General features: G+C 74.5%; 20 protein-coding genes. 12 read left to right on the top strand and 8 right to left on the bottom strand.

Annotated features, from left to right (window positions below; all coding sequences use genetic code 11):
- Nucleotides 1-135: 135 nt before the first annotated feature.
- Together ACFVS0_RS16040 and ACFVS0_RS16035 are read left to right on the top strand one after the other, a co-directional pair.
- Nucleotides 136-1,323: a branched-chain amino acid aminotransferase gene (locus tag ACFVS0_RS16040; RefSeq protein WP_430588529.1), complete on the top strand. Its 1,188-nt coding sequence runs from the start codon at nucleotides 136-138 to the stop codon at nucleotides 1,321-1,323.
- Between the two features lie 21 nt (nucleotides 1,324-1,344).
- On the top strand, nucleotides 1,345-2,523 hold the full coding sequence (locus tag ACFVS0_RS16035) for a winged helix DNA-binding domain-containing protein (RefSeq protein WP_430588511.1): 1,179 nt from the start codon (nucleotides 1,345-1,347) through the stop codon (nucleotides 2,521-2,523).
- Here the strand turns inward: ACFVS0_RS16035 and ACFVS0_RS16030 are convergent.
- Nucleotides 2,471-3,055 (bottom strand): DUF6069 family protein, encoded by a 585-nt coding sequence (locus ACFVS0_RS16030; protein ID WP_430564120.1) that lies wholly within the window; start codon nucleotides 3,053-3,055, stop codon nucleotides 2,471-2,473. The two genes, ACFVS0_RS16035 and ACFVS0_RS16030, sit on opposite strands and share 53 nt — an antisense overlap.
- A 286-nt stretch (nucleotides 3,056-3,341) precedes the next feature.
- Here ACFVS0_RS16030 and cimA point away from each other — a divergent pair, with 286 nt between their 5' ends.
- Nucleotides 3,342-4,991, top strand: coding sequence for a citramalate synthase (gene cimA / locus ACFVS0_RS16025; protein ID WP_430588510.1), 1,650 nt, complete (start codon nucleotides 3,342-3,344; stop codon nucleotides 4,989-4,991).
- Nucleotides 4,992-5,003: 12 nt separating this feature from the next.
- On the opposite strand, the gene ACFVS0_RS16020 is transcribed toward cimA, so the two are convergent.
- Both ACFVS0_RS16020 and ACFVS0_RS16015 read right to left on the bottom strand, forming a co-directional pair.
- Nucleotides 5,004-5,891, bottom strand: coding sequence for a MurR/RpiR family transcriptional regulator (locus ACFVS0_RS16020; RefSeq protein ID WP_430588509.1), 888 nt, complete (start codon nucleotides 5,889-5,891; stop codon nucleotides 5,004-5,006).
- On the bottom strand, nucleotides 5,888-6,928 hold the full coding sequence (locus ACFVS0_RS16015; protein ID WP_430588508.1) for an N-acetylglucosamine kinase: 1,041 nt from the start codon (nucleotides 6,926-6,928) through the stop codon (nucleotides 5,888-5,890). Before ACFVS0_RS16015 ends, ACFVS0_RS16020 begins: the two co-directional genes overlap by 4 nt.
- Before the next feature lie 138 nt (nucleotides 6,929-7,066).
- On the opposite strand from ACFVS0_RS16015, the gene ACFVS0_RS16010 reads away from it, so the two are divergent.
- The 7 genes from ACFVS0_RS16010 to murQ all read left to right on the top strand — a co-directional run bounded on the left by ACFVS0_RS16010 (nucleotide 7,067) and on the right by murQ (nucleotide 15,479).
- Entirely contained in the window at nucleotides 7,067-8,143 is a 1,077-nt protein-coding gene (locus ACFVS0_RS16010) for a lipoate--protein ligase family protein (protein WP_430550336.1), read from the top strand.
- Nucleotides 8,144-8,526: 383 nt separating this feature from the next.
- Nucleotides 8,527-9,828, top strand: a complete 1,302-nt coding sequence (locus tag ACFVS0_RS16005) for a sugar ABC transporter substrate-binding protein (protein WP_430588507.1) — start codon at nucleotides 8,527-8,529, stop codon at nucleotides 9,826-9,828.
- Between the two features lie 3 nt (nucleotides 9,829-9,831).
- The gene (locus ACFVS0_RS16000) at nucleotides 9,832-10,803 is read left to right on the top strand and encodes a carbohydrate ABC transporter permease (protein WP_430550334.1); all 972 of its coding nucleotides are present in this window, start codon (nucleotides 9,832-9,834) and stop codon (nucleotides 10,801-10,803) included.
- On the top strand, nucleotides 10,800-11,627 hold the full coding sequence (locus ACFVS0_RS15995) for a carbohydrate ABC transporter permease (RefSeq protein WP_430550333.1): 828 nt from the start codon (nucleotides 10,800-10,802) through the stop codon (nucleotides 11,625-11,627). The genes ACFVS0_RS16000 and ACFVS0_RS15995 overlap by 4 nt, the downstream gene beginning before the upstream one ends.
- Nucleotides 11,624-13,213 (top strand): glycoside hydrolase family 3 N-terminal domain-containing protein, encoded by a 1,590-nt coding sequence (locus ACFVS0_RS15990; RefSeq protein WP_430588506.1) that lies wholly within the window; start codon nucleotides 11,624-11,626, stop codon nucleotides 13,211-13,213. The genes ACFVS0_RS15995 and ACFVS0_RS15990 overlap by 4 nt, the downstream gene beginning before the upstream one ends.
- The gene (locus ACFVS0_RS15985) at nucleotides 13,210-14,508 is read left to right on the top strand and encodes an anhydro-N-acetylmuramic acid kinase (protein ID WP_430588505.1); all 1,299 of its coding nucleotides are present in this window, start codon (nucleotides 13,210-13,212) and stop codon (nucleotides 14,506-14,508) included. The genes ACFVS0_RS15990 and ACFVS0_RS15985 overlap by 4 nt, the downstream gene beginning before the upstream one ends.
- The gene (murQ, locus tag ACFVS0_RS15980) at nucleotides 14,505-15,479 is read left to right on the top strand and encodes an N-acetylmuramic acid 6-phosphate etherase (RefSeq protein ID WP_430588504.1); all 975 of its coding nucleotides are present in this window, start codon (nucleotides 14,505-14,507) and stop codon (nucleotides 15,477-15,479) included. Before ACFVS0_RS15985 ends, murQ begins: the two co-directional genes overlap by 4 nt.
- Before the next feature lie 38 nt (nucleotides 15,480-15,517).
- On the opposite strand, the gene ACFVS0_RS15975 is transcribed toward murQ, so the two are convergent.
- Nucleotides 15,518-16,291, bottom strand: coding sequence for a YggS family pyridoxal phosphate-dependent enzyme (locus ACFVS0_RS15975; protein ID WP_430550329.1), 774 nt, complete (start codon nucleotides 16,289-16,291; stop codon nucleotides 15,518-15,520).
- Between the two features lie 92 nt (nucleotides 16,292-16,383).
- Between ACFVS0_RS15975 and ACFVS0_RS15970 the strand changes: the two genes are divergently transcribed.
- On the top strand, nucleotides 16,384-16,782 hold the full coding sequence (locus ACFVS0_RS15970; protein WP_430550328.1) for a YccF domain-containing protein: 399 nt from the start codon (nucleotides 16,384-16,386) through the stop codon (nucleotides 16,780-16,782).
- A 21-nt stretch (nucleotides 16,783-16,803) separates the two neighbouring features.
- On the opposite strand, the gene ybaK is transcribed toward ACFVS0_RS15970, so the two are convergent.
- Entirely contained in the window at nucleotides 16,804-17,304 is a 501-nt protein-coding gene (gene ybaK / locus ACFVS0_RS15965; RefSeq protein WP_430550327.1) for a Cys-tRNA(Pro) deacylase, read from the bottom strand.
- A gap of 41 nt (nucleotides 17,305-17,345) precedes the next feature.
- On the opposite strand from ybaK, the gene ACFVS0_RS15960 reads away from it, so the two are divergent.
- Complete coding sequence (locus ACFVS0_RS15960; protein WP_430564128.1) at nucleotides 17,346-18,101, top strand: sulfite exporter TauE/SafE family protein; 756 nt, start codon at nucleotides 17,346-17,348, stop codon at nucleotides 18,099-18,101.
- A gap of 10 nt (nucleotides 18,102-18,111) precedes the next feature.
- Here the strand turns inward: ACFVS0_RS15960 and ACFVS0_RS15955 are convergent, their stop codons facing one another.
- From ACFVS0_RS15955 to ACFVS0_RS15945, 3 genes are all read right to left on the bottom strand, one after another.
- Nucleotides 18,112-18,579, bottom strand: coding sequence for a hypothetical protein (locus ACFVS0_RS15955; protein WP_430564129.1), 468 nt, complete (start codon nucleotides 18,577-18,579; stop codon nucleotides 18,112-18,114).
- Between the two features lie 89 nt (nucleotides 18,580-18,668).
- On the bottom strand, nucleotides 18,669-21,404 hold the full coding sequence (locus ACFVS0_RS15950; protein WP_430586322.1) for a DEAD/DEAH box helicase: 2,736 nt from the start codon (nucleotides 21,402-21,404) through the stop codon (nucleotides 18,669-18,671).
- A gap of 104 nt (nucleotides 21,405-21,508) precedes the next feature.
- A complete protein-coding gene (locus ACFVS0_RS15945) occupies nucleotides 21,509-22,252 on the bottom strand; it encodes a lytic polysaccharide monooxygenase (RefSeq protein WP_430588503.1) in 744 nt (247 codons plus the stop codon).
- Between the last annotated feature and the right edge of the window lie 87 nt (nucleotides 22,253-22,339).

Genomic DNA, 22,339 nt, shown 5'->3' with positions numbered 1-22,339 from the left:
CCCGGCCGTCATCCCCCCTGTCGATCACCCGACGTCCCATTCCGTCCGGGTGGCCGCTGTGGTCGGAGCGACGCCGGTGCCCACGAGGTGCACGGTCGTGGAAAACTACAGGGGTCACCCGGTGAAAGGCCCCCGATCATGACCACATCCAGCACCTCTCCGTCCGCCGCCGGCGCTGCGTCGAGCACCGCCTCGACCACCGGCACGCCGGGCATCCTCCCGGCCGAGCTCGAGGACCTCGTCGCCCTGTTCGACGTGCGCGCCACGGACAGCCGCACCCCGGACGCCGACCGTGAGGCCGCGCTGCGGTCCCCGAAGTTCGGCACCGTGTTCACCGACCACATGGCGCGCATCAGCTGGCGCCGGGGCGACGGCTGGCTCGACCGGCGCGTCGAGAAGTACGGCCCGTTGCAGCTCGACCCGGCGACCGCCGTCCTGCACTACGCGCAGGAGATCTTCGAGGGGATGAAGGCGTACCGGCACGCGGACGGCTCCGTCTGGACCTTCCGCCCGGACGCCAACGCGGCGCGGTTCGCGCGCTCGGCGCACCGCCTGGCGCTGCCCGCTCTGCCGGTGGACGACTTCATCGGCTCCATCGCGGCGCTCGTGCGCACCGACATCGACTGGGTGCCCTCCGGCGAGGACTTCAGCCTCTACCTGCGGCCCTTCACGTTCGCGTCGGAGGCGTTCCTCGGGGTGCGTCCCACGAACGAGGCCGAGTACCTCGTCATCGCCTCGCCCGTCGGCCCGTACTTCGCGGGCGGCGTGAAGCCGGTGTCGATCTGGATCGACGAGCACTATCACCGCTCCGGGCCCGGGGGGACGGGCGACGCGAAGTACGGCGGCAACTACGCGGCGAGCCTGCTGCCGCAGCAGCTCGCGGCCGAGAAGGGCTTCGACCAGGTCTGCTACCTCGACGCGACGACCAACACCGCGCTCGAGGAGCTCGGCGGCATGAACGTCTTCGTGGTCATGGCGGACGGCTCGGTGCACACGCCGGAGCTCACCGGCTCGTTCCTCGAGGGCGTGACGCGCTCCTCCATCCTGCAGCTCGCCGCGGACCGCGGGCACCAGGCGGTCGAGCGTCGTCTCCCGCTCGCCGAGGTCGTCGCCGGGCTCCGGGACGGTACCGTGCGCGAGATCTTCGCCTGCGGCACGGCGGCCGTCATCACGCCCGTCGGTCGCCTCGCGGGCGACGAGTTCGACGTGCAGGTCTCCGGCGGGGAGCCGGGCGAGCTCACCATGGCGATCCGCGACGAGCTCACCGACATCCAGTACGGCCGGGCCGTGGACCGGCACGGCTGGATGCGCCGGCTCGCCTGACGGAGGGAGGCCCGTCGCCAGATGGTCACCCCGATCACGGCCGACGAGCTCAACCGGACCACGCTCGCGCGCCAGCAGCTGCTCACCCGCTCCGACGACGACGTCCCCGCCGTCGTCGGGCGGGTGGGCGGCCTGCAGGCGCAGCACGCCGACATGCCGTACGTCGCGCTGTGGGCGCGGCGGGCCGGGCAGACCGTCGGCGCTCTCGAGGAGGCCCTCACCGGCGGCGAGGTCGTCAAGGCGACCGTCATGCGGTCCACCCTGCACGTGGTGCCGAGCGTCGACTGGCCGCTGCTCGACGCCGTCTCCGCGGAGCAGCGGCTGGCGGCGTGGCGCGCGAGCGCCCGGCGGGCGGGCGTCGACCTCGTGGGCCTCAACGCCGCCGTGCGCGGGTTCTGCGCCGAGCCACGCACGCTCGACGAGGTGGAGGAGTTCGCCGGCGAGCAGTACCCGGGCGTCGACGCCGTCGCGGCGATCCCCGGGGGTGTGAGCCGTGCGTGGTGGCGGCTCGCGAGCGCGGGCGGCGGCCTCGTGCACGTGCCGCCGAGCGGCCTGTGGGGGTCCCACGTCGCGGCGCGCTACCAGGACGGGTCGCGGTGGCTCGCCGACCGCGTGCCGCACCCGCTGCCCACGCTCCCTCCGGACGAGGCGCGGGCCCGCGCCGTCGAGAAGTACCTGCGGGCCTTCGGCCCGGCGTCGCCGCGGGACGTCGCACGGGGCGTCGGCGTCCGCGGCGTCGGGGCGCTGAAGCGTGCGCTCGCGCTCCTGGAGCTGCGGCCGTACGCCGCACCCGACGGTCGCGAGCTCGTCGACCTGGCCGACGCGGACCTCGTCCCGGCGGACGCGCCGGCGCCGGTGCGGCTGCTGCCGCGCTGGGACCAGCTGCTGGTGGCGCTCGACGAGCGCTCCCGGATCGTCGACCCCGAGCACGCGGGGCTCGTCTACCGGCGCAACGCCGACGTGCTCCCCACCCTCTGGGTGGACGGCCGCGTCGCCGGGACGTGGACCCTGGACGTGGACGCACGCCGCGCCACCGTGCACCTCGAGCCCTTCACCGGCGACGCCTGGGCGCACCACCGGTCCGAGCTGGAGGAAGAGGCCGCCTCGCTGCTCGACCTCGCCGCACCCGACGCGCCCGAGCGCGAGGTCACCTGGTCGGCCGAGCCGGCCGCACGAGAGTCCGGCCGAGCACGCCGTTGAGCATCGCCGAGACGGCGATTCCGACGACGATCCACACGAGGGCGGTCACGACCGCCGAGGCGCCGTCGCCCGAACCGGTGAACGCGAGGGCGGCGAGGATCACGGTGACCAGCGCGACCAGCCAGCCGAAGAACATCCGCGGTCGCGGCACGACCCGCACGAGCAGCTGGAGCACCACGGCCGCGAGCAGGGCGAACAGGGCGCCGGTCAGCGCCCACGCGAGCCCGGGGGCGTCCGGGACGAGGCGGGAGGGGCCGAGCAGCCCGACGTCGAACGCGCTGTCGAAGACGACGGACGCCGCGAGCCCCAGGACGGCGCAGACCACCACGGTCACGGCGGCGCCGGACCAGAAGCGGCCCCGGTCCAGCTCCAGCAGCCCGCGCGACGCCGGGGCCGGGGCGTCCCAGGCGTCCGCGGGCTCCGCCGTCGGCACCACGGACGGGGGCGGGGTGATGCCGCCTGGACTCACATCGCCCGGAGTCACCCCGGGCGTCGGGCCGGTCGGGCCGCCTGGTGGGCGCGTGTCGGTCATCGGTACTGCCTCCTGACCTCGGTGACGAGTGCCAGCCGACCACACCCCGGGTCAGGTCGCACGGGCGGGCCGTCCGGTGCCAGCCGTGGACGCCCTGTCCGGCCGGGGGGCGGGTGTGGCACCATGTGGCCCATGACACGCCTCGCGCACCTGCGTCGCTCGCTCATCATTCGGTAGCGCGTCCGGCACACCCGCCGGACGCGCAGACCTTCCGTACCCCGGGGGGTCTTTTTTGTTGACCAGAACGCCCAGAGCTTCTCGATGCTTCTCGATGTGGGAGTCCCGCATGACCGCCACCCCGTTCCACGTGTACGACACCACCCTGCGCGACGGCGCGCAGCAGGAGGGCATGAACCTCTCCGTGGCGGACAAGCTGGCCATCGCGCCGCTGCTGGACGAGCTGGGCGTCGGCTTCATCGAGGGCGGCTGGCCGGGGGCGGTGCCCAAGGACACGGAGTTCTTCCGGCGCGCGGCCAAGGAGCTCGACCTGAGGAACGCGGTGCTCGCGGCGTTCGGGGCCACCCGCAAGGCGGGCACCCGCGCGTGGGACGACCCGCAGGTGCGCGCCCTGCTCGACTCCGAGGCACCGGTCGTCACGCTGGTCGCCAAGTCGGACGTGCGGCACGTGGAGCGCGCGCTGCGCACCACGCCCGACGAGGGCCTGGCGATGATCGCCGACACCGTGGCGTTCCTGGTGGGCGAGGGGCGCCGCGTCGTGGTGGACGCCGAGCACTTCTTCGACGGCTACCGGTTCGACCCGGCGTACTCCCTGGCCGCGGCGCAGGCGGCGTTCGAGGCGGGCGCCGAGGTGGTCACGCTGTGCGACACCAACGGCGGCATGCTGCCGCACTGGGTGACCGACGTCGTGAGCGAGGTGCGCGAGTCCCTGGGGCTGCCGCACGGGCACGACGCCGTCGCGGGGGACCGGCTGCTCGGCATGCACGCCCACAACGACTCGGGCTGCGCGGTCGCGAACACGCTCGCCGCCGTGGCCGCCGGCGCCTGGCACGTGCAGGGCACCGTGAACGGCTACGGCGAGCGCACCGGCAACGTCGACCTCGTCACCGTCGTCGCGAACCTCGAGCTCAAGCACGGCCTGCGCACCCTCGTCGGAGGCGGCCTCGAGGACGCGACGCGCATCGCGCACGCCGTCGCCGAGATCACCAACATCTCCCCGTACGCGCGCCAGCCGTACGTCGGGGCCAGCGCGTTCGCCCACAAGGCGGGCCTGCACGCGAGCGCGATCAAGGTGGACCCGGACCTCTACCAGCACATCGACCCCACCGCGGTCGGCAACGACATGCGCATGCTCGTGTCGGACATGGCCGGGCGCGCGTCCATCGAGCTCAAGGGCCGCGAGCTGGGCTACGACCTCAGCGGTCAGGGCGAGCTGCTCACCCGCGTCACGACGCGGGTCAAGGACGCCGAGGCGCAGGGCTACACCTTCGACGCCGCCGACGCCTCCTTCGAGCTGTTGCTGCGCGAGGAGCTCACCGGGACCCGGCAGACGTACTTCCGGGTCGAGAGCTGGCGGACCATCGTCGAGACGGTCGCCGGCGGTCCCGGCCACGACGCGTCGAGCCGCGAGGCCGACGCCGTCGCGGAGGCGACGGTGAAGCTGCACGCCGGCGGGGAGCGCGTCGTCGCGACGGGCGAGGGCAACGGGCCCGTGAACGCCCTCGACCAGGCGCTGCGCAGCGCACTCACCCGCGTGTACCCGCAGATCGAGAAGTTCGAGCTCATCGACTTCAAGGTGCGCATCCTCGATGCCCAGCAGGGCACCGACGCCACCACGCGGGTGCTGGTCGAGACCACGGACGGGCAGCACTCGTGGTCCACGGTGGGCGTGGGCCCGAACGTCATCGAGGCGGCGTGGGAGTCGCTCATCGACGCGTACGTCTACGGCCTCCTGCACGCGGGCGTCGAGCCGCGCTGAGGCGCCGCACCGTCAGCGCGCGCCGCGGCTGCCGTTGGTCAGGCGGTGCGGCCGGACCGCCTCGTACGTCGCCTTGAGGGCGGCGGTGGTGCGGTCGTAGCGACGCTGCGCCACGCGGACGAAGAGGAAGTCGACGACGGCGAGCTGGGCGATGCGGCTCGACATCGCCCCCGAGCGGAACTGGGTCTCGCGCGCCGTCGTCGCCAGCACGACGTCGGCGAGCTCCGCCAGGGGGGACGCCGGGAAGTTCGTGACGGCCACGGTGGTGGCGCCCGCGTCGCGGGCCAGCGTGAGCGCCTGCACGGTCTCCACGGTGGTGCCCGTGTGCGAGACGGCGACGGCGACGCAGCCCTCGCCCAGCAGGGCCGCCGACTGGAGCTGGCCGTGCAGGTCCACGGGGGCGAAGCAGGCGATGCCGATGCGGGTGAGCTTCTGCCCGAGGTCCTGCGCCGTGAGGCCGCTGGACCCCACGCCGTAGACGTCGACGCGCGGGGCGGACGCCACGGCGTCGACGGCGTGCTCCAGCGCGTCGAGGTCGAGCATGCGCGCCGTCTCCTCGATCGTCCGCGCCTCGTGGAACGCGATCTTCGACACGACGTCGGTGGCGGTGTCGGTCCGGTTGATCTCGCCCTCGGCGATGCCGGAGCGCTCCAGCTCGACGGCGCGCCGGCTCGTGGCCTGCGCGAGGTCGATGCGGAACTCGGGGTACCCGGCGTAGCCGACGGCCCGGCAGAACCGGACGACCGTCGCCTGCGACGTCCCGGCGCGGGCGGCGAGCTCGGTGATGGTGGCGCGGACGACGCCGGGCGGGTCGTCGAGCACGACCGCGGCGATCCGCGCCTCCGCGGGGCGCAGCGTGGGCAGCGCCTGGCGGAGCCGGACGAGGACGTCACCGTTCATGCGCGGATCTCCTTCCCGGCAGGCGCCGGAGACGGGTGGGTGGTGGCTCGGACCGTGAGCCAGGTGTCGTGGGGTTTCACGAGCTCGCCGTCGCGAGGGTCGACGAGGGAACGGGCGAGGCGCAGCGCGCCGTCGATCGGGCTCCCGTCGGCGGGGACGAGCCGCACGTCGGGGCGCAGGGCGGACAGCCGGGCCTTGAGGGGCGTGGTCACGGGCGCGCCGATCTGCAGGACGCCGCCGGTGACGGCCGCGAGCGGTGGGATCCCGGGGCGCAGCGCGGCGGCGACGCTCTCCGCGAGGTGGGTCCCGGCGTCGTGCAGGATGCCGTTCGCGACGAGGTCGCCCGCCGCGGCGGCGTCGGCGACGGCCGGGGTGAAGGAGGCGAGGACGTGCGCGCGGTCGGGGCGCCCGTACAGGGCGGCGGGCCAGCCCTCGACGGGGCCGAAGCGCTCGAGCGCGGCGGCGAGCAGCGTGGGGGAGGCCGGCCCGGGGCGCCCGTCGTGGGTGGCGACGGCGGCCCGCAGGCCGTGGGCTCCAATCCACGAGCCGGAGCCGAGGTCGCCGAGCAGGTGCCCCCAGCCGTCCGCGCGGTGCCACCGGCGCCGCAGGTCGGTGGCGAGGACGATGGCGCCCGTGCCGACGGCGGCGACGGCACCGGGGCGACCGCCGAGGGCGCCGAGGTGGGCGGCGAGCGCGTCCGCGGCGACCGCCGTGACGGAGGCGCCCGCGGCGTGCAGCACGTCGTGCAGCGCGCCGGGGTCGGGGACGAGAGAGGGGAGGCCGGTGACCGACACGGCGGCCGCGGCGACGCGCAGCCCGGGCCGGCGACCGGCGAGGGTGTCCACCAGCTCGGCCACGACGTCGGCGGCGTCGCTCCCGGCGGTGGTGATGCGGACCGGGCGCCCGCTGAGGGTGATCGCGGTGCCCCGGGCGCCGCCGGGGCCGTGCACGGGCGTGGCGACGAGGCGGGCGCCGCTGCCGCCGACGTCCACGGCGACGACGTGCTCGGGCGCGAGGGGGACGTCGGGGCCGGTCACGGGACCCAGTGTGGCAGCGATTTTCTCTGGTTGGGCACCTCACAAAAAGAATCTCGCCCGAGCCGTCGGCGGACCCTGCGCGCCCGGGTGTGACCGACGCCGCCTCCGCGACGGCCGCTGCGCGGCTACCGTGGAGACGTGCATGGTGAGTACAAGGTTCCCGGTGGCAAGCTCGTGACGGTCGACCTCGACGTGCGCGACGGGTTGCTCGCCGACGTCAGGCTCAGCGGCGACTTCTTCCTCGAGCCCGACGACGCCCTCGAGGTCATCGACGCCACCCTCACCGGGCTGCCGCGCGAGACGTCCACGAGCGAGCTCGCGCGGGCCGTCGACGACGGGCTGCGCATCGCCGAGCAGGACGGCCGTGTGGCGGGCACCGTGACGATGATCGGCTTCGACGCGTGGGCGGTCGCGGTCGCGGTCCGCCGCGCGCTCGGCCTGGCCACCACCTGGGACGACCACACGTTCGAGGTGCTGCGCCCCGGCCCGCTGCCCCCGGCGACCCTCGCCGCCCTGGACCAGGTGCTCACCGAGGAGCTGGCCGAGGGGCGTCGCGGTCCCACGCTGCGGTTCTGGGACTGGAACGAGCGCGCCGTCTTCATCGGCTCGTTCCAGTCGCTGCGCAACGAGGTGGACCCGGCGGGCGTGCGCGAGCACGACGTCACGGTGGTGCGTCGTATCTCCGGCGGCGGCGCCATGTTCATGGAGGCCGGCAACTGCGTGACGTTCTCGCTGGTCGTGCCGGCGTCGCTCGTCGACGGCCTGTCGTTCGAGCAGTCGTACGCGTTCCTCGACTCGTGGGTGCTGGGCGCGCTGCACGACGTCGGCGTCGAGGCCTACTTCTCCGGCATGAACGACGTCGCGTCGCCCGGGGGCAAGCTCGCGGGCTCGGCGCAGAAGCGGCTGGCGGGCGGCGCGGTGCTGCACCACATGACGATGGCGTACGACATCGACAACGCGAAGATGCTCGAGGTGCTGCGCATCGGCCGCGAGAAGCTCTCCGACAAGGGCACCACCAGCGCCAACAAGCGGGTGGACCCCCTGCGCTCGCAGACCGGGATGTCGCGCGACGAGATCGTCGACGCGTTCGAGGCGCACTTCCGGGCCCACCACCGGACGGTGGGCTCCGAGCTGCGACCCGACGAGCTGGCGCGGGCCGAGGAGCTGGTCCGGACGAAGTTCGCCGACCCGGCCTGGATCAACCGAGTGCCCTGAGCGACCCCGCGGGCACCCCCGCGCACCGCCCCCGCACCGACCGCGACGCGCCGACAAGGTCACCGTCCCGTCACGAATTGGTGCGGGGGCTTTCGTTATCCGCGTTCGGTCAGTAATCTCCCTCACAGCGCGATGCTCGGGAACTTCCTTTCAGGGTCGGGGTGTCGCCCGCACGACAGCGATCACCTCAGCGATCACCTCAGGATCACCTCAGGATCAGCACAGCGATCAGCAAGGCAGCGAGACGACGACGTCACGCCGGACGACGAGGACGTCGGCAGGACATGACCGCGAGAACGGCGCGCGACCGCGACAACGGCGGCGCCGCGCACCACGGAGGGCGGCCCAGCGGCCGCCGGGGGAGGACGACGATGCGTCGAGACATGTGGACCCGCAGGAACGTGGGGGCCGTGGCCACCGCGGCGCTGGTGGCGCTCGGCGTCGCCGCGTGCGGCGGCGGCTCCGGCGACGGGGGCGGGGACGGGACGGTCGACGGCGAGGGCAAGACCCTCGACGTCTGGATCATGCAGGGCACGAACCCCAGCGCCGACGCCTTCTTCGACGAGGTCGGCACCGCGTTCAAGGAGGAGACGGGCGCGGAGCTGAACGTCGAGTTCGTCGAGTGGGCGGACGCCCACGACCGCTTCGTCACCTCGATCGCGGGCGCCACCACGCCCGACGTGGCGGAGACCGGCACCACCTGGACGCCGGAGTTCGCCGACGCCGGCGCGCTCGCGCCGCTGGACGACTACGTGGCGGAGGCCGGCCTGGGCGACGACCTGGTGGACGGCCTCGTCGAGGCGGGCACGTACGACGGGCAGCTGTACGGCATGCCCTGGTACGCCGGCGTCCGCTCGCTGGTGTACAACACGGAGATCTTCGAGGAGGCCGGCGTCGAGCCGCCCACGACCTGGGCGGAGATCGAGTCGGCGGCCAAGGCCATCAAGGAGAAGTTCCCGAAGAAGACCGCGATCGCGGTGCCGGGCGACGCCGAGTTCACGGTGTACCCGTGGGTGTGGGGCGCCGGCGGCGACGTCGCGACGCTCGACGGCGACACCTGGACGTCGGGGCTCGACAGCCCCGAGTCGCAGGAGGGCCTGAGCTTCTGGACCGGGCTCGCCGCGGACGGCTACTCGTCGGCGGGCGCCACCACCTGGCGCGAGACCGACGTGCTCGACGCCTTCGCCCAGGGCGACGTCGGCATGGCGATCATGGGCTCCTGGACGCCCGGCGCCATCGTCGAGGCGAACAAGGACATGGACGGCAAGTTCGCCGCCGTCCCGATCCCCGGCAAGGACGGCGGGATGTCGCCGTCGGTGCTCGGCGGCTCGCACCTGTCCGTGTTCGAGACGGCCGAGGACAAGGACCTGGCGTTCGCGTTCGTGGAGCTCATGACGACGGGTGAGTTCGCCACGAAGTGGGGCGAGCAGGCCGGCTACTTCCCGGGGCAGAAGTCGCTCCTGGACGAGACGCTGAAGAGCACCGACCCGCTCGTGGCCCCGTTCGCGCAGCAGTTCGTCGAGGGCGGCGCGTCCGTGCCGGTGTCGCCGAACTTCGGGGCCGTGCAGGCCAAGCTCACGACGAGCACGATGATGCAGTCGATCCTCTCCGGGAGCGAGGACGTCCCGACCGCCAGCAAGAAGGCGGCCGAGGAGATGACGTCGCTGCTCAACGGTGGCAGCTGACGCATGACGAGCACCCTCCCCGTCGCGGTCCCCGCCGGGCCCGGGCAGCAGCCCGGGCCCGGCGGGCGCCGCCCGCTCGGCAAGTCGCTCCTCGCGCGGGTGCGGCCGTGGATGCTGCTGACGCCCGCGCTGCTCGTGCTGGCGGTGCTGCTCCTGTGGCCGCTGGTGCGGGTCGGGCTGTTCTCCCTGCAGGACTACGGGCTGCGCGAGATCGTCTCCGGCGAGCCCAACTGGATCGGTCTCGGCAACTACGTCGAGGTGTTCACCTCCGAGCAGCTGTGGGCCGTGGTGCTGCCGAACACGGTGGTCTTCGCCGTGCTGTCGGTGGCGTTCACGGTGGTCTTCGGAACCGCCGTGGCCGTGCTGCTCGCCTCGCTCGGCCGCGTCTGGCGGACCATCGTGTCCAGCGCGATCATGGCGGCCTGGGCGATGCCCGCCGTCACCGGCACGTACGTGTGGGTCTGGATCTTCGACGCCGACCGCGGCGTGTTCAACCACGTGCTGCAGTCCCTCGGGCTGCAGGACGCGCCCGTCAACTGGTTCACCGACCGCTGGTCGTTCTACGCGATCGTGCTGCTCAACGTGGTGCACCACGGCTTCCCCTTCGTCGCCATCACCGTGCTCGCGGGCCTGCTCGGCGTGCCGAAGGAGCTGCTGGAGGCCGCGGAGATCGACGGCGCCGGCGCCTGGCGGCGGTTCTTCTCGGTGATCGTGCCGCAGCTCAAGCAGATCTTCGCGGTCGTGATCATCCTGTCGACCATCTGGGACTTCAAGGTCTTCGCGCAGGTCTACCTCATGCCCGGCGGCGCCGGCAGCAACCGCGAGGTGCTCAACCTCGGCGTGTGGTCGTACACCGAGTCGTTCGGCCAGAACCGGTACGGCTTCGGCTCCGCGATCGCGGTGCTGCTGACCCTGCTGCTGCTCGCCATCACCGTCGTGTACGTCCGCACGATCCTGAAGGAGGAGGAGCTGTGAGCCGGCCGACGACCGCGACGCGGGTGGGCAAGGGGGTGGCCGTCGCGCTGCTCCTGGCGTTCACCCTCTTCCCGGCCTACTGGATGCTCGTCAGCGCGTTCGACGGGAAGGCGGGGCGCGGGTCGTCCTTCGTGCCCGCCGACCCGACGCTCGAGCACTTCGAGTTCGTGCTCACCGACGGCGGCTTCGACGTCTTCCTGCGCAACTCCCTGCTCGTGGCGCTCGGGACGGTGCTGATCTCGTCGCTGCTTGCCCTGCTGGCGTCGGTGGCCGTGGCGCGCTTCCGCTTCAAGCTCCGCACCCAGGTGCTCATGCTCGTGCTGATCGTGCAGATGGTGCCGCTCGAGGCGCTCGTCATCCCGTTGTTCGTGCAGGTGCGCAACCTCGACCTGCTCGGCACGCTGACCGGCCTGGTCGTGGTGTACGTCGCCCTCGCGCTGCCCTTCGGCATCTGGATGCTGCGCGGCTTCGTCGCCGCCGTGCCGGTGGAGCTGGAGGAGGCCGCCTACCTCGACGGCGCCACCTGGGGCCGGATGTTCCGGTCCATCCTGCTGCCGCTGGTCGCGCCCGGCCTGGTGGCCACGAGCATCTTCAGCTTCATCACGGCGTGGAACGAGTTCGTCTTCGCGATGACGCTGCTCGGCGGCGAGACGCAGAACTACACGGTGGCCATCGGGCTGCGCTCGTTCTTCGGGCAGCACTCCAACGACTGGGGCGCCATCATGGCGGCCTCGACCATCATCACCGTGCCCGTGATGGTCTTCTTCATCCTCGTCCAGCGCCGGCTCGCGTCGGGGCTGACCTCCGGGGCGGTGAAGGGGTGACCGGGCACGGCGCTGCGGCCGGCGCCGGCGCGGTCCGGCGGGCCGTGCACGGCGTGCTGCTGCCCGGCTTCACCGGCACGACGCCGCCCGCCTGGCTCTTCGACGCGGCGCGCGACGGGCTCGCCGGGGTGGTGCTGTTCGCGCACAACACGCCGGACCTGGCCACGACGGCCGCGCTCACGGCGCGCCTGCACGACGCCGCGCCCGACCTGGTCGTCGCGACGGACGAGGAGGGCGGCGACGTGTCGCGGCTCGAGGCCGCGACCGGCTCGTCGCTGCCCGGCGCCGCGGGGCTCGGCGTGGTGGACGACGTGCGGCTCACCGGGGACGCGGGCGAGGCGCTGGGCCGCCTGCTCGCGGCCGTGGGCGTCGACCTCGACCTCGCGCCGGTGCTCGACGTCGACACCCCCGGCAACCCGGTCATCGGGGTGCGGGCGTTCGGCACCGACCCGGAGGCGGTCGCGCGGCACGGTGTCGCGTTCGCCCGCGGCCTGCAGCGCGGCGGCGTCGGCACCTGTGCCAAGCACTTCCCCGGCCACGGGTCCACGACCGTCGACTCCCACCTCGCGCTGCCCGTCGTCGAGGCCGACCTCGACACCCTGCGCGGGCGCGACCTCGTGCCGTTCGCTGCGGCCCTCGCCGACGGTGGCACCGACGACGGGCACGCTGCCGACGCGCTCATGACGGCGCACGTCGTGGTGCCCGCGCTCGGGCCCGCGCCGGCCTCCCTCGAGCCGGCCGTCGCGGCGCTGGCCCGGGAGCTCGGCCACCCCGGACCGATCGTCACCGACGCCCTCGACATGCGCGCCGTCTCCGACGGCGCGGAGGTCGGAGAGACCGCTGTCCGCGCGGTCGAGGGCGGCGCGGACCTGCTGTGCCTGGGCACGACGACGGGGCGGGACGATGAGGCGCTGTTTCGCTCCGCGGTCGACGCCCTCGTGGCCGCGGTCGGCGCCGGCCGGGTGACCCTGGACCGGCTCGCGGCCTCCGGACGACGCACGGACGCCCTGGTGCGCCGGCTGCGCGCCCGGCAGGCCTCCGCGGGTGCCGTCGTCGGCGCCGCGGAGGCGGCACGGGCGCAGGAGGCGCTCGCGGAGGTGGGCGCCGAGGCAGCCCGGCGCGCGGTGCGCGCGGTCGGCCCGCACCCCGCGCTCGGGAGCGCACCCGACGTCGTCGACCTGCGGCTGCGCCTCGACCACGCGGCCGGGCGCACCGCGCAGCACGTGCAGCGCGCCGTCGCCGCCCGCTGGCCCCACGCCGTCGTGCACCCCGCCCTGGACGGCGACGGGTTCGCCGCGCTGCTGCGCGGGCTGCCGGGCGGCGCCCGGCCGCTCGTCGTCGTGACCCGCGAACCGGTCCCCGGCGGGGCCGAGCACGCGCACCTGGCGCGGCTGCAGCGGGCGCGCCCGGATCTCGTCGTCGTGCACACGGGCGTGCCGGCCGCGGGGGAGCGGTGGCTCGCCGCGCTCCCGGGCGGGCTGCCCGCGACCGTCCTGGCCTGCGGCACCGGCCGGGCCAACGCCGAGGCCGCCGTGGCTCTCCTCGCCGGAGAGCTCGCGCCCGAACCCACGGAGGTGGCGCGATGATCGTCATCGGCATCTCGTCCGGCACCAGCGTCGACGCGATCGACGCGGCGGCCGCGGACCTCGACCTGCGCCCCGACGGCACGCTGTCGCTGCGCCCGCTCGGCCACGCCGAGTACGCCTGGCCCGACCACCTGCGCCGGCGCATCCTCGCGGCGCTGCCGCCCGCCACCGCGGACCTGGGCGAGGTGTGCCAGCTCGACACGCTCGTCGGGCAGGAGCTCGGCGCCGCCGCCCGGCGCGCCGTCGACGACCTCGCGGGGGGCGACGCCGACCTCGTGGCGTCGCACGGGCAGACCCTGCACCACTGGGTGGTGGCGGGCCGCGCGCGCGGCACGCTGCAGCTCGGCAACCCGGCCTGGATCGCGGAGCGGACCCGACGTCCCGTGGTCAACGACTTCCGGGTCGCGGACGTCGCCGCCGGCGGGCAGGGTGCGCCGCTGGTGAGCGTGCTCGACGCGCTCTGGCTCGGGCACGACGGGCCCTCCGGCACGCGGTACACCGCGGCGCTCAACGTGGGCGGCATCGCCAACGTGACCGTCGTCGGCGCGCACGACGAGCCCGTGCTCGGCTGGGACACCGGGCCCGGCAACTGCCTGCTCGACGCCGCGGTGCAGCGGCTCACCGGGCAGCCGTTCGACCGCGACGGGGAGCTCGCCGCCCAGGGCGTCGTCGACCCCGAGGCGCTCGACGCGCTGCTCGACGAGCCGTACTACGCCCTGCCCGTGCCGCGGTCCACCGGCCGCGAGCTCTACGACGGGGAGTACGTGGCGACGCGCCTCGCCGCCGCGGGGGTGCGGGCCGACCGGCTGAGCATCCCCGACCTGGTCGCCACGCTCACCGAGCTCACCGCGGCCACCGTGGCGCGGTCCCTCGCCGACCACGCACCGGGCGGGGGAGTCGAGCGCGTCGTGATCTCCGGCGGCGGGGCCCGCAACCCGGTGCTCCGCGACCGCCTGCGCGCGCTGCTCCCGGCCGGGACCAGCCTCGTGACGGCGGACGACCTCGGGCTGCCGGCGGACGGCAAGGAGGCGTACCTCTTCGCGCTGCTCGGCTTCCTCGGCGTGCACGGGGTGCCGGGCACCGCACCCGGCCCGCACCGGCGGCAGGCCACCGGCGCCCGCCGACCGGTGGTGCTGGGGTCGCTCACCCCGCCGACCCCGCTGCCCGTGGAGGTCGTCCGCGGCCCGGTGCGGCGCCTCGCGCTCACCACGGCACCGAGCGGGGCCGCGCCCCGCGACCCGGCGCCGGGCGTCCCGACCACTGCGCGCGACCTGACGAGAGGAAGCACCCGATGAGCGGAGCGACCGTGCCCGACCCCGCCGCGCCTCCGGACGCGGGCCCCCCGGACGACGTGCTCGACGTCGCGCGCCTCGTCTCGCCGACGGAGGAGCGCAACCCGCGGACCACCGACATCGACCTGCTCCCGCCCGCCGACGTCGTGCGCCTCATCATGGACGAGGACGCCGGCGTCGCCAGCGTCGTGCGCGCCGAGCGGTTCCGCGTCACGCAGGCCGTGGAGCTGGCGGTCGAGGCGATCCGGGCGGGTGGGCGCGTGCACTACGCGGGCGCGGGGACGTCGGGACGTCTCGGCGTGCTGGACGCCGTGGAGCTGCTGCCGACGTACGGCGTCGGCCCCGAGTGGTTCGACGCGCACCTCGCCGGCGGGCCCGACGCGATGACCGTCTCGGTGGAGGGCGCGGAGGACGACGCCGAGGCCGGCCGGCGCGACCTGGACCACGTCGGCCCGCACGACCTCGTCGTCGGGCTCGCCGCCAGCGGCCGCACGCCCTACGTCGGCGGTGCGCTCGACCTGGCCCGCGAGCGCGGGGCGCGCACCGCGCTCGTCAGCGCCAACCCGGCCGCGCCCCTGGCCGACCGGGCGGACGTCGCGATCCTGCTCGACACGGGACCCGAGGCCGTCACCGGCTCGACTCGCATGAAGGCCGCCACCGCGCAGAAGATCGTGCTCAACACGTTCTCGACCGCCACGATGATCCGGCTCGGCAAGACGTACTCGAACCTCATGGTCGACGTCCGCGCGTCCAACGCCAAGCTCCGCGCCCGGCTCGTGCGCCTGCTGACCCAGGCGACCGGCCTCGCGCCGGAGGTCTGTGCGCCGGTGCTCGCCGACGCCGGCGGGGAGGTCCAGGTCGCCCTGGTCATGCTGCTGGCCGGGGTCGACGCCGAGCCCGCCCGTGCCGCCCTGGACGGCGGCGACGGCGTCCGCGGCGCGCTCGCCCGTCTCGGGGCCGTACCGCCGAGGTAGCACCGAAGCCCGGGAGGAGGACGGGACGGGCCGAGGTGCTACCTCGTGGGGGTGGGGCGGGCGCCGAAGACGGCGGTCCCGACGCGCACCACGGTCGCGCCCTCGGCGACGGCGAGCTCGAGGTCGCCGGTCATGCCCATGGAGAGCTCGCGGGCCTCGGCGGTCCCCGGCGCGCCGCTCGCGAGGACGGCGTCGCGGACCGCGCGCAGCCGGGCGAAGCCGGCCCGCACGAGCGCCTCGTCGCGATGCTCGCCCAGGCGCGCGCCGATCGTCATGAACCCCGTCAGTCGCAGTCCCGGCAGCGCGGCGACGTCGACGGCGAGCGCCGCCGCGTCGTCCGGCGCGACGCCGGACTTGCTCTCCTCGCCGGAGACGTTGACCTGCACCAGGACGTCGAGCGTGCGGCCGTCGCGCGCGCACCGCGTCGACAGGGCGCGGGCCAGGGCGGGGGAGTCCACCGAGTCGACGGCGGTGGCGACGCCGAGCACCTGGTTGACCTTGTTCTTCTGCAGGTGGCCGATGAGGTGCGCCTCGACGCGCCCCGCGGCGACGAGGTCCGCCAGCGCGGGGGCCTTCGCGACGAGCTCCTGGACGCGGTTCTCGCCGACCAGCACCGGCCGGTCGTCGCCCGCCGCGTCGGCGAGGTCGAGCGCGGCCCGCACCCCCGCGAGCACGGTCTCGGCGTCCTGGGTCTTGGTGGCCAGCAGGACGCGGACCTCCCGCGGGTCGCGCCCCGCCGCGCGGGCGGCGGCCGCGACGCGGTCGTGGACGGCGGCCAGGCGTGCGGGGATCCCGGGACAGTCGGTGGGCATGGTGGCCAGTCTACGAACGTCGCACCGGACCAGGGTCGCGTCAGGGGGTTCCCGGGTGGTGCCGCGCTCGCGCGACAGGCGAGGATGGACGGGTGAAAGCCCTGCTCAACATCATCTGGCTCGTCTTCGGCGGCTTCTGGCTCGCGCTCGGCTACGCCGCGGCGGGCATCCTGTGCTGCATCACGGTCGTCGCGATCCCGTGGGGCATCGCCTCGTTCCGGATCGCGGGCTACGCGCTGTGGCCGTTCGGCCGCACGGTCGTCGACAAGCCGGGCGCCGGCGGCTGGTCGGTGCTGGGCAACATCATCTGGATCGTCTTCGCCGGCATCTGGCTCACCATCGGGCACATCACGACGGCGGTCGCCCAGGCGATCACGATCATCGGCATCCCGCTGGCGATCGCCAACCTCAAGATGATCCCGATCTCGCTGCTGCCGCTCGGCAAGGACATCGTGCCCAGCGACGCCCGGTACCCGACCTACCAGCACTGACCGAGCCGACGGGCACGGGCCTCACGGGCGCGCGATCGGCGCCGCCGTCCCGCCCGTGAGGCGCAGCAGGTCGTCGGGGGCGAGGGAGACGTCCAGCCCGCGCCGCCCGCCGGAGACGTAGACGACGTCGAAGCCCGCCGCGGACCCGTCGAGCACGGTCGGGTGCCGCTGCTTCTGCCCGATCGGCGAGATGCCGCCCACCACGTAGCCCGTGGCGCGCTGCGCCGCGGCCGGGTCCGCCATCGCGGCCCGCTTGCCGCCGACCGCGCGGGCGAGCGCCTTGAGGTCGAGGCTGCCGTCCACCGGCACGATGCCGACGACCAGGCGGCCGTCGACGTCCGCCAGGAGCGTCTTGAAGACCTGCGCCGGGTCGGCGCCGAGCGCCTCGGCGGCCTCCAGACCGTAGCTCAGGTCGGACGCCGGGTCGTGGTCGTAGGTGTGCAGCCCGTAGGCGACGCCGGCGCGGTCGAGCGCGACGACGGCGGGCGTCCCGTGCGAGGCGTGGGTCTTCTTCTTCGGCACGCTGCCGATTGTGCCCTGAGGAGCCCCGGTACGGTGGAGCGGTGCTCCTCCTCCTCGTCCTCGCGATCCTGGTGGGAGGGGCTCTCCAACGGGTCACGGGGATGGGCTTCGGCCTCGTCGCGGGCCCGTTCATCGTGCTCCTGGTGGGCCCGCTCGAGGGCGTGCTGTTCGTCAACCTGGCCGGCTCGATCGCGTCCGCGCTCATCCTGGGGCGCGTCGCGCGGGACGTGGACTGGCGGCGCTACGCCTGGCTGGCCGTCACGTCGGTCGTCGTCATGGTGCCCGCGGCCCTGCTGCTGCGCGACGCGAGCCGCGCGGCGCTCGAGGTCGCCGTCGGGGCCCTCGTGATCGTCGCGATGACGCTGGCCGTCGTCACGACCCGGCTGCGGCGCGGCGGCCGCCACCCGGTGCGGCCCGAGTCCCGCACGCCGCTGGTCGTCACCGGCGTCGCGAGCGGAGTGGGGAGCGTGGCCGCCGGCATCGGTGGTCCACCGGTGGCGATCTACTCCGTGCTCAGCGGCTGGGACCCGCGCGGGTTCGCCGCCACGGCGCAGCCCTTCTTCGCGACCAACGCGCTCGCCGCGCTCATCGCGAAGCTCACGCTCACCGACGCGTCCTTCCCGCCCTTCGCGGCGTGGCAGTGGCTCGTCGTCCTGGCGGCGATCGTGGCGGGGCTCGTCGTCGGCGACTGGCTCACGCCGCGCCTCCCCGCGGCCACCGTCCGGCGCGGGCTGATCGTGCTCGCGTACGTCGGCGGTGCCGCGACCCTGGCCCAGGGGCTCGCGGACCTGGGCTGAGGCGGCGGGTTCAGAGAGGCCGGTCGCCCTCGTCCCGGTGCGGGGCGTCCGCGGGGCCGTCCGCGCGGTGCTCGGGCGCGTGCCGCCCGGGCGTACCGGGGTCGTCCCCGCCTCGGTCGGGGTCCAGCTCGTCCGCGCGGCGCAGGCGGTCGTCGACGTCGGCCCGGCGCTCGTCGAGGCTCGCGTCGCGGCGCCGGGCCTCCTCCTGCAGGCGCGCCGCCTCGGCGGCCTTCTGGTCGGCCTCGGCCTGGGACATCCTGGCCTCGGCGTCGAGCTTCGCGGACGCCGCCTCGCGCTCCTGCACCGCGATCCGGTCGTGCTCCGCCTGTCGGCGCAGCTCGGCAGCCTCGTCGCGCCGTTCCTCGCGCCGGCGCGCCTCGGCGGCCCGCGACCGGCGGGCGAGGGCCACGGCGACGAGCACGAGCAGCAGCACGACGACGACGGCGACGACGATCCAGACGATGGTCGTGGTGTCCACGGCGGGCTCCTGACGTCGGGGGAGCCGGGGTCGGCCCCCTGCGTCGATCACACGGCCGACCCCGGTTGCTTGCAACCGACGCGGTCGGCTCAGATCCGCCCGACGTCCACCACGGTGAGCGACACGGCCCCGGCCTCGTCGCTGGCGGCCAGGTCGACGACGGCGGTGATCGCCCAGTCGTGGTCGCCGTCGGCGTCGTCGAGCACCTGCCGCACCCACCACGTGCCCGCGGGCACCTCGGCGACCTCGACGCCGTCGCGCGTGGTCGTCGTCGCGCCGCCGGGCAGCTCGGCGCCCGGTTCGAGGATCGTCAGCAGGCCCGCCGCGCGGGCGGCGGGGCCGATGCCGACCGCGTCGTCGCCCTGCGCGTCGAACAGCGGGTCGAGGGCGGTCGCCCACGCGTCGCCGTCCCAGCCGTGCCCGGCGTCGAGCGCCCCGAGCGCGTCGTAGTCCTCGCGGGCGGCGAGCTCGACGCGGCGGAAGGTCGCGTTGCGCACCAGGCGGCGGAAGGCGCGCGGGTTGCCGGTCACAGGGCGCGCGGGCGCCTCCGCGCCCGCCTCGGCGAGCTCGCCCTCGACGACGGTGTCGGCGTCGTCGTCGACCGGGTTCTGCAGCCGCTCCCACTCGTCCAGCAGCGACGAGTCGACGCCGCGCACCAGCTCGCCGAGCCACTCGACGACCTCCTGCACCTCCTCGGTGCGGTGCTCCTCGGGCACCACCTGGCGCAGCGCGCGGTAGGCGTCGGCGAGGTAGCGCAGCACGACGCCCTCGGTGCGCTCCAGCCCGTACACGCTGACCAGCTCGGCGAAGGTCATGGCCTGCTCGAGCATGTCGCGTACCACGGACTTGGGGGCGAGCTCGGCGTCGGCCACCCACGGGTTCGACCGCTTGTAGGTGGCGAACGCGGGCTCGAGCAGGTCGGCGAGCGGCCGCGGCCACGTGACGTCCTCGAGCGCCTCCATGCGCTCCTCGTACTCCATGCCCTCGGCCTTCATCGCCGCGACGGCCTCGCCCTTCGCCTTGCTCTGCTGGGCGTACAGGATCTGGCGCGGGTCGTCGAGGGTCGCCTCGATGACCGAGACGACGTCGAGCACGTGGGTGGGGCTCTCGACGTCGAGCAGGTCCATCGCCGCGAGGGCGAACGGCGACAGCGGCGCGTTGAGCGCGAAGTCGCGCGGCAGGTCGACGACGAGCCGCACGCTGGGCCGGTACCCGGCCGGCCGCGATGGGTCGGGCACGCGGACCTTCTCCACGACGCCCGCGACGCGCAGGGACCGGTAGATGCGGAACGTCTGGCGCACGTGCTTGGCCTGCTGCGCCTCGGTGTCGTGGTTGGCGACCAGCAGGTGGCGCATGGCCTCGACGGGGTCGCCGTCCGAGCCCGAGGAGTCCCGTGCCAGCACGTTGAGCACCATCGCGTGGTTGACGTGGAACTGGCTCGTCAGGGGCTCGGGGTCGGCGTCGCGCAGCCGCTCGAACGTGGAGTCCGTCCAGTTCACGGCGCCGGTGGGGGCCTTCTTGCGCACCACCTTCTTGAGCTTCTTCGGGTCGTCGCCCGCCTTGGCGAGCAGCTTGCGGTTCTCGATGACGTGCTCGGGCGCCATGACGAGCACCTCGCCCACGGTGTCGAAGCCCGCGCGCCCGGCCCGGCCGGCGATCTGGTGGAACTCGCGCGCGGTGAGGTGGCGCATGCGTTCGCCGTCGTACTTCACCAGCGACGTCATGAGGACCGTGCGGATGGGCACGTTGATGCCGACGCCGAGCGTGTCGGTGCCGCACACCACCTTGAGCAGGCCGCGCTGCGTGAGCCGCTCCACGAGGCGGCGGTACTTCGGCAGCATGCCCGCGTGGTGCACGCCGACGCCGGCGCGCAGGAACTTGCTCAGCGTCTTGCCGAAGCCGGTGCCGAACCGGAACGCGCCGATCTCGGCCGCGATCGCGGCCTTCTCGTCCTTGGACGCGAGGTTCGTGGACAGCAGCGCCTGCGCGCGCTCGACGGCGTCCTTCTGCGTGAAGTGCACGACGTAGACGGGGGCGCGGTGCGTCGTGACGAGCTCGGCGATGACGTCCGTCAGCGGCTCGACGACGTAGGAGAACGTCAGCGGCACCGGTCGTTCGGCGCCCGCGACCTCCGCGACGGGGCGGCCGCTGCGCTCGGCGAGGTCCTCCCGGAGCCGGGCCGTGTCGCCGAGGGTGGCCGACATCAGCAGGAACTGCGTGCGTGGCAGCTCCAGCAGCGGCACCTGCCACGCCCAGCCGCGCTGCCGGTCGCCGTAGAAGTGGAACTCGTCCATGACGACCTGGGCGATGGCGTCGTCGCCGGACGTGCCGTCCGCGCCGACACCGTCGTCGTCGGCCCCGCGCCGCAGCGCCAGGTTCGCGAGGATCTCCGCCGTGCAGCAGATGATCGGGGCGTCGGCGTTGACGGCGGAGTCGCCGGTCATCATGCCCACGTTGCGCGACCCGAACGCGGCGACGAGGTCGAAGAACTTCTCGCTCACGAGCGCCTTGAGCGGCGCCGTGTAGAAGGTGCGCCCGCCGCGGCCCGACCGACGGTTCGCGAGCGCCGCGAACTGCGCCCCCATCGCCACCATCGACTTGCCGGAGCCGGTCGGGGTGGCCAGCACCACGTGCGAGCCCGTCATGAGCTCGAGCAGCGCCTCCTCCTGGTGCGGGTACAGCGGCCGGCCGGTGCCGGCGGCCCACTCGCCGAACCCCTCGAAGAGGACGTCGGGGTCCGGCGCGCCACCCGTCGGGGCGGGCAGGTACGGCAGCAGCGTGCCGGCGGGGCGGGGGGCGGGGTCGTTCGAGGTCGGGGAGGTCATCGCCGACCATTCTTCCAGGCCGTGCCGTGCGCAACGAGCGTGCCGGGACGCTCCCCGTCCGAACCGGACGAGGGCATCCCGGCACGCTCGAGGCGTCGGGTGGGTCAGCAGGCGCCGAGGTCGGTCCAGACCGCCCACTGGCCGGCCGAGGAGGACGGGGTGTCGCCCTGGGTCCACCACTTGGCCTGGTAGGTGCGGCCGTCGTGGGAGACCTGGGTGCCGCCCGTGTACGCGGACGACGGGTTCCAGGCGGGGGCCTCGCAGTCGCCGGGCTCGGTGGGCGGGTCCGTGGGGTCCGGGCCGGGCCCCCCGGCGCCGCCCACGTTCACGTCGACGCACGCGTAGAACGCGTTGGCGGTGTCCGCGATGTTCCAGCGGGCGAAGATCGTGTGGTTGCCCTGCGGCAGGTTCTCGAGCGTGTGCGTGACGGTCGCCCCGGGCTGCCGGCCGCCGTCGTCGACGGTCTTGACCAGCGTGCCGTCGACGAAGTACTCCCACGTCGAGGTGGCGTGGCGGGCGGTGAGCTTCCACTGCATCGACACGCTGCTGCCGATCGTGGTGCGCGGCCACGGCTTGGAGCTGTCGTCGAGGACGGCGAAGCCGCTGCCGCCGGAGCACTGCATCGAGCCCTTCGGGGCCTCGACGCTCTGGGGCTCGTACTGGACGCCGCCGCAGTCGAAGGACACGGTGCGCGTGGCGCAGTGGTCCTGGCGGCTCGGCGGGCTGGTGATCCAGCCGTGTGCCGACGCGCTGGGCGCGACGGCGAGCGGCGCCGCGACGGTCAGGATCCCGACCGCTGCGGCGAGCAGGGCGGAGCGAAGCGTGGTCTTGCGACGCGTGGTCTTCATCGACTCGTCTCCCTCGTTGGTGCTCGGAGGTGCTCAGGTGTTGCTCCGTGGGTGGTGCGGGTCTGGCGGTGGCGGGCGCGGTGGACG

The organism is Isoptericola sp. NPDC058082, from assembly GCF_042885055.1.
Classification (GTDB): Bacteria; Actinomycetota; Actinomycetes; order Actinomycetales; family Cellulomonadaceae; genus Isoptericola.
Note: the sequence above shows the minus strand (reverse complement) of the source record. Positions and strands in the feature narration are given on the sequence as shown.

Coding starts and splice junctions, on each gene's coding strand:
- ACFVS0_RS15975 (WP_430550329.1), bottom strand. CDS start 16,291: ATGCCCACCGACTGTCCCGGGATCCCCGCACGCCTGGCCGCCGTCCAC.
- cimA (WP_430588510.1), top strand. CDS start 3,342: ATGACCGCCACCCCGTTCCACGTGTACGACACCACCCTGCGCGACGGC.
- ACFVS0_RS16005 (WP_430588507.1), top strand. CDS start 8,527: ATGTGGACCCGCAGGAACGTGGGGGCCGTGGCCACCGCGGCGCTGGTG.
- ACFVS0_RS15945 (WP_430588503.1), bottom strand. CDS start 22,252: ATGAAGACCACGCGTCGCAAGACCACGCTTCGCTCCGCCCTGCTCGCC.
- ACFVS0_RS16020 (WP_430588509.1), bottom strand. CDS start 5,891: ATGAACGGTGACGTCCTCGTCCGGCTCCGCCAGGCGCTGCCCACGCTG.
- ACFVS0_RS15950 (WP_430586322.1), bottom strand. CDS start 21,404: ATGACCTCCCCGACCTCGAACGACCCCGCCCCCCGCCCCGCCGGCACG.
- ACFVS0_RS15985 (WP_430588505.1), top strand. CDS start 13,210: ATGATCGTCATCGGCATCTCGTCCGGCACCAGCGTCGACGCGATCGAC.
- ACFVS0_RS16000 (WP_430550334.1), top strand. CDS start 9,832: ATGACGAGCACCCTCCCCGTCGCGGTCCCCGCCGGGCCCGGGCAGCAG.
- ACFVS0_RS16035 (WP_430588511.1), top strand. CDS start 1,345: ATGGTCACCCCGATCACGGCCGACGAGCTCAACCGGACCACGCTCGCG.
- ACFVS0_RS16030 (WP_430564120.1), bottom strand. CDS start 3,055: ATGACCGACACGCGCCCACCAGGCGGCCCGACCGGCCCGACGCCCGGG.
- murQ (WP_430588504.1), top strand. CDS start 14,505: ATGAGCGGAGCGACCGTGCCCGACCCCGCCGCGCCTCCGGACGCGGGC.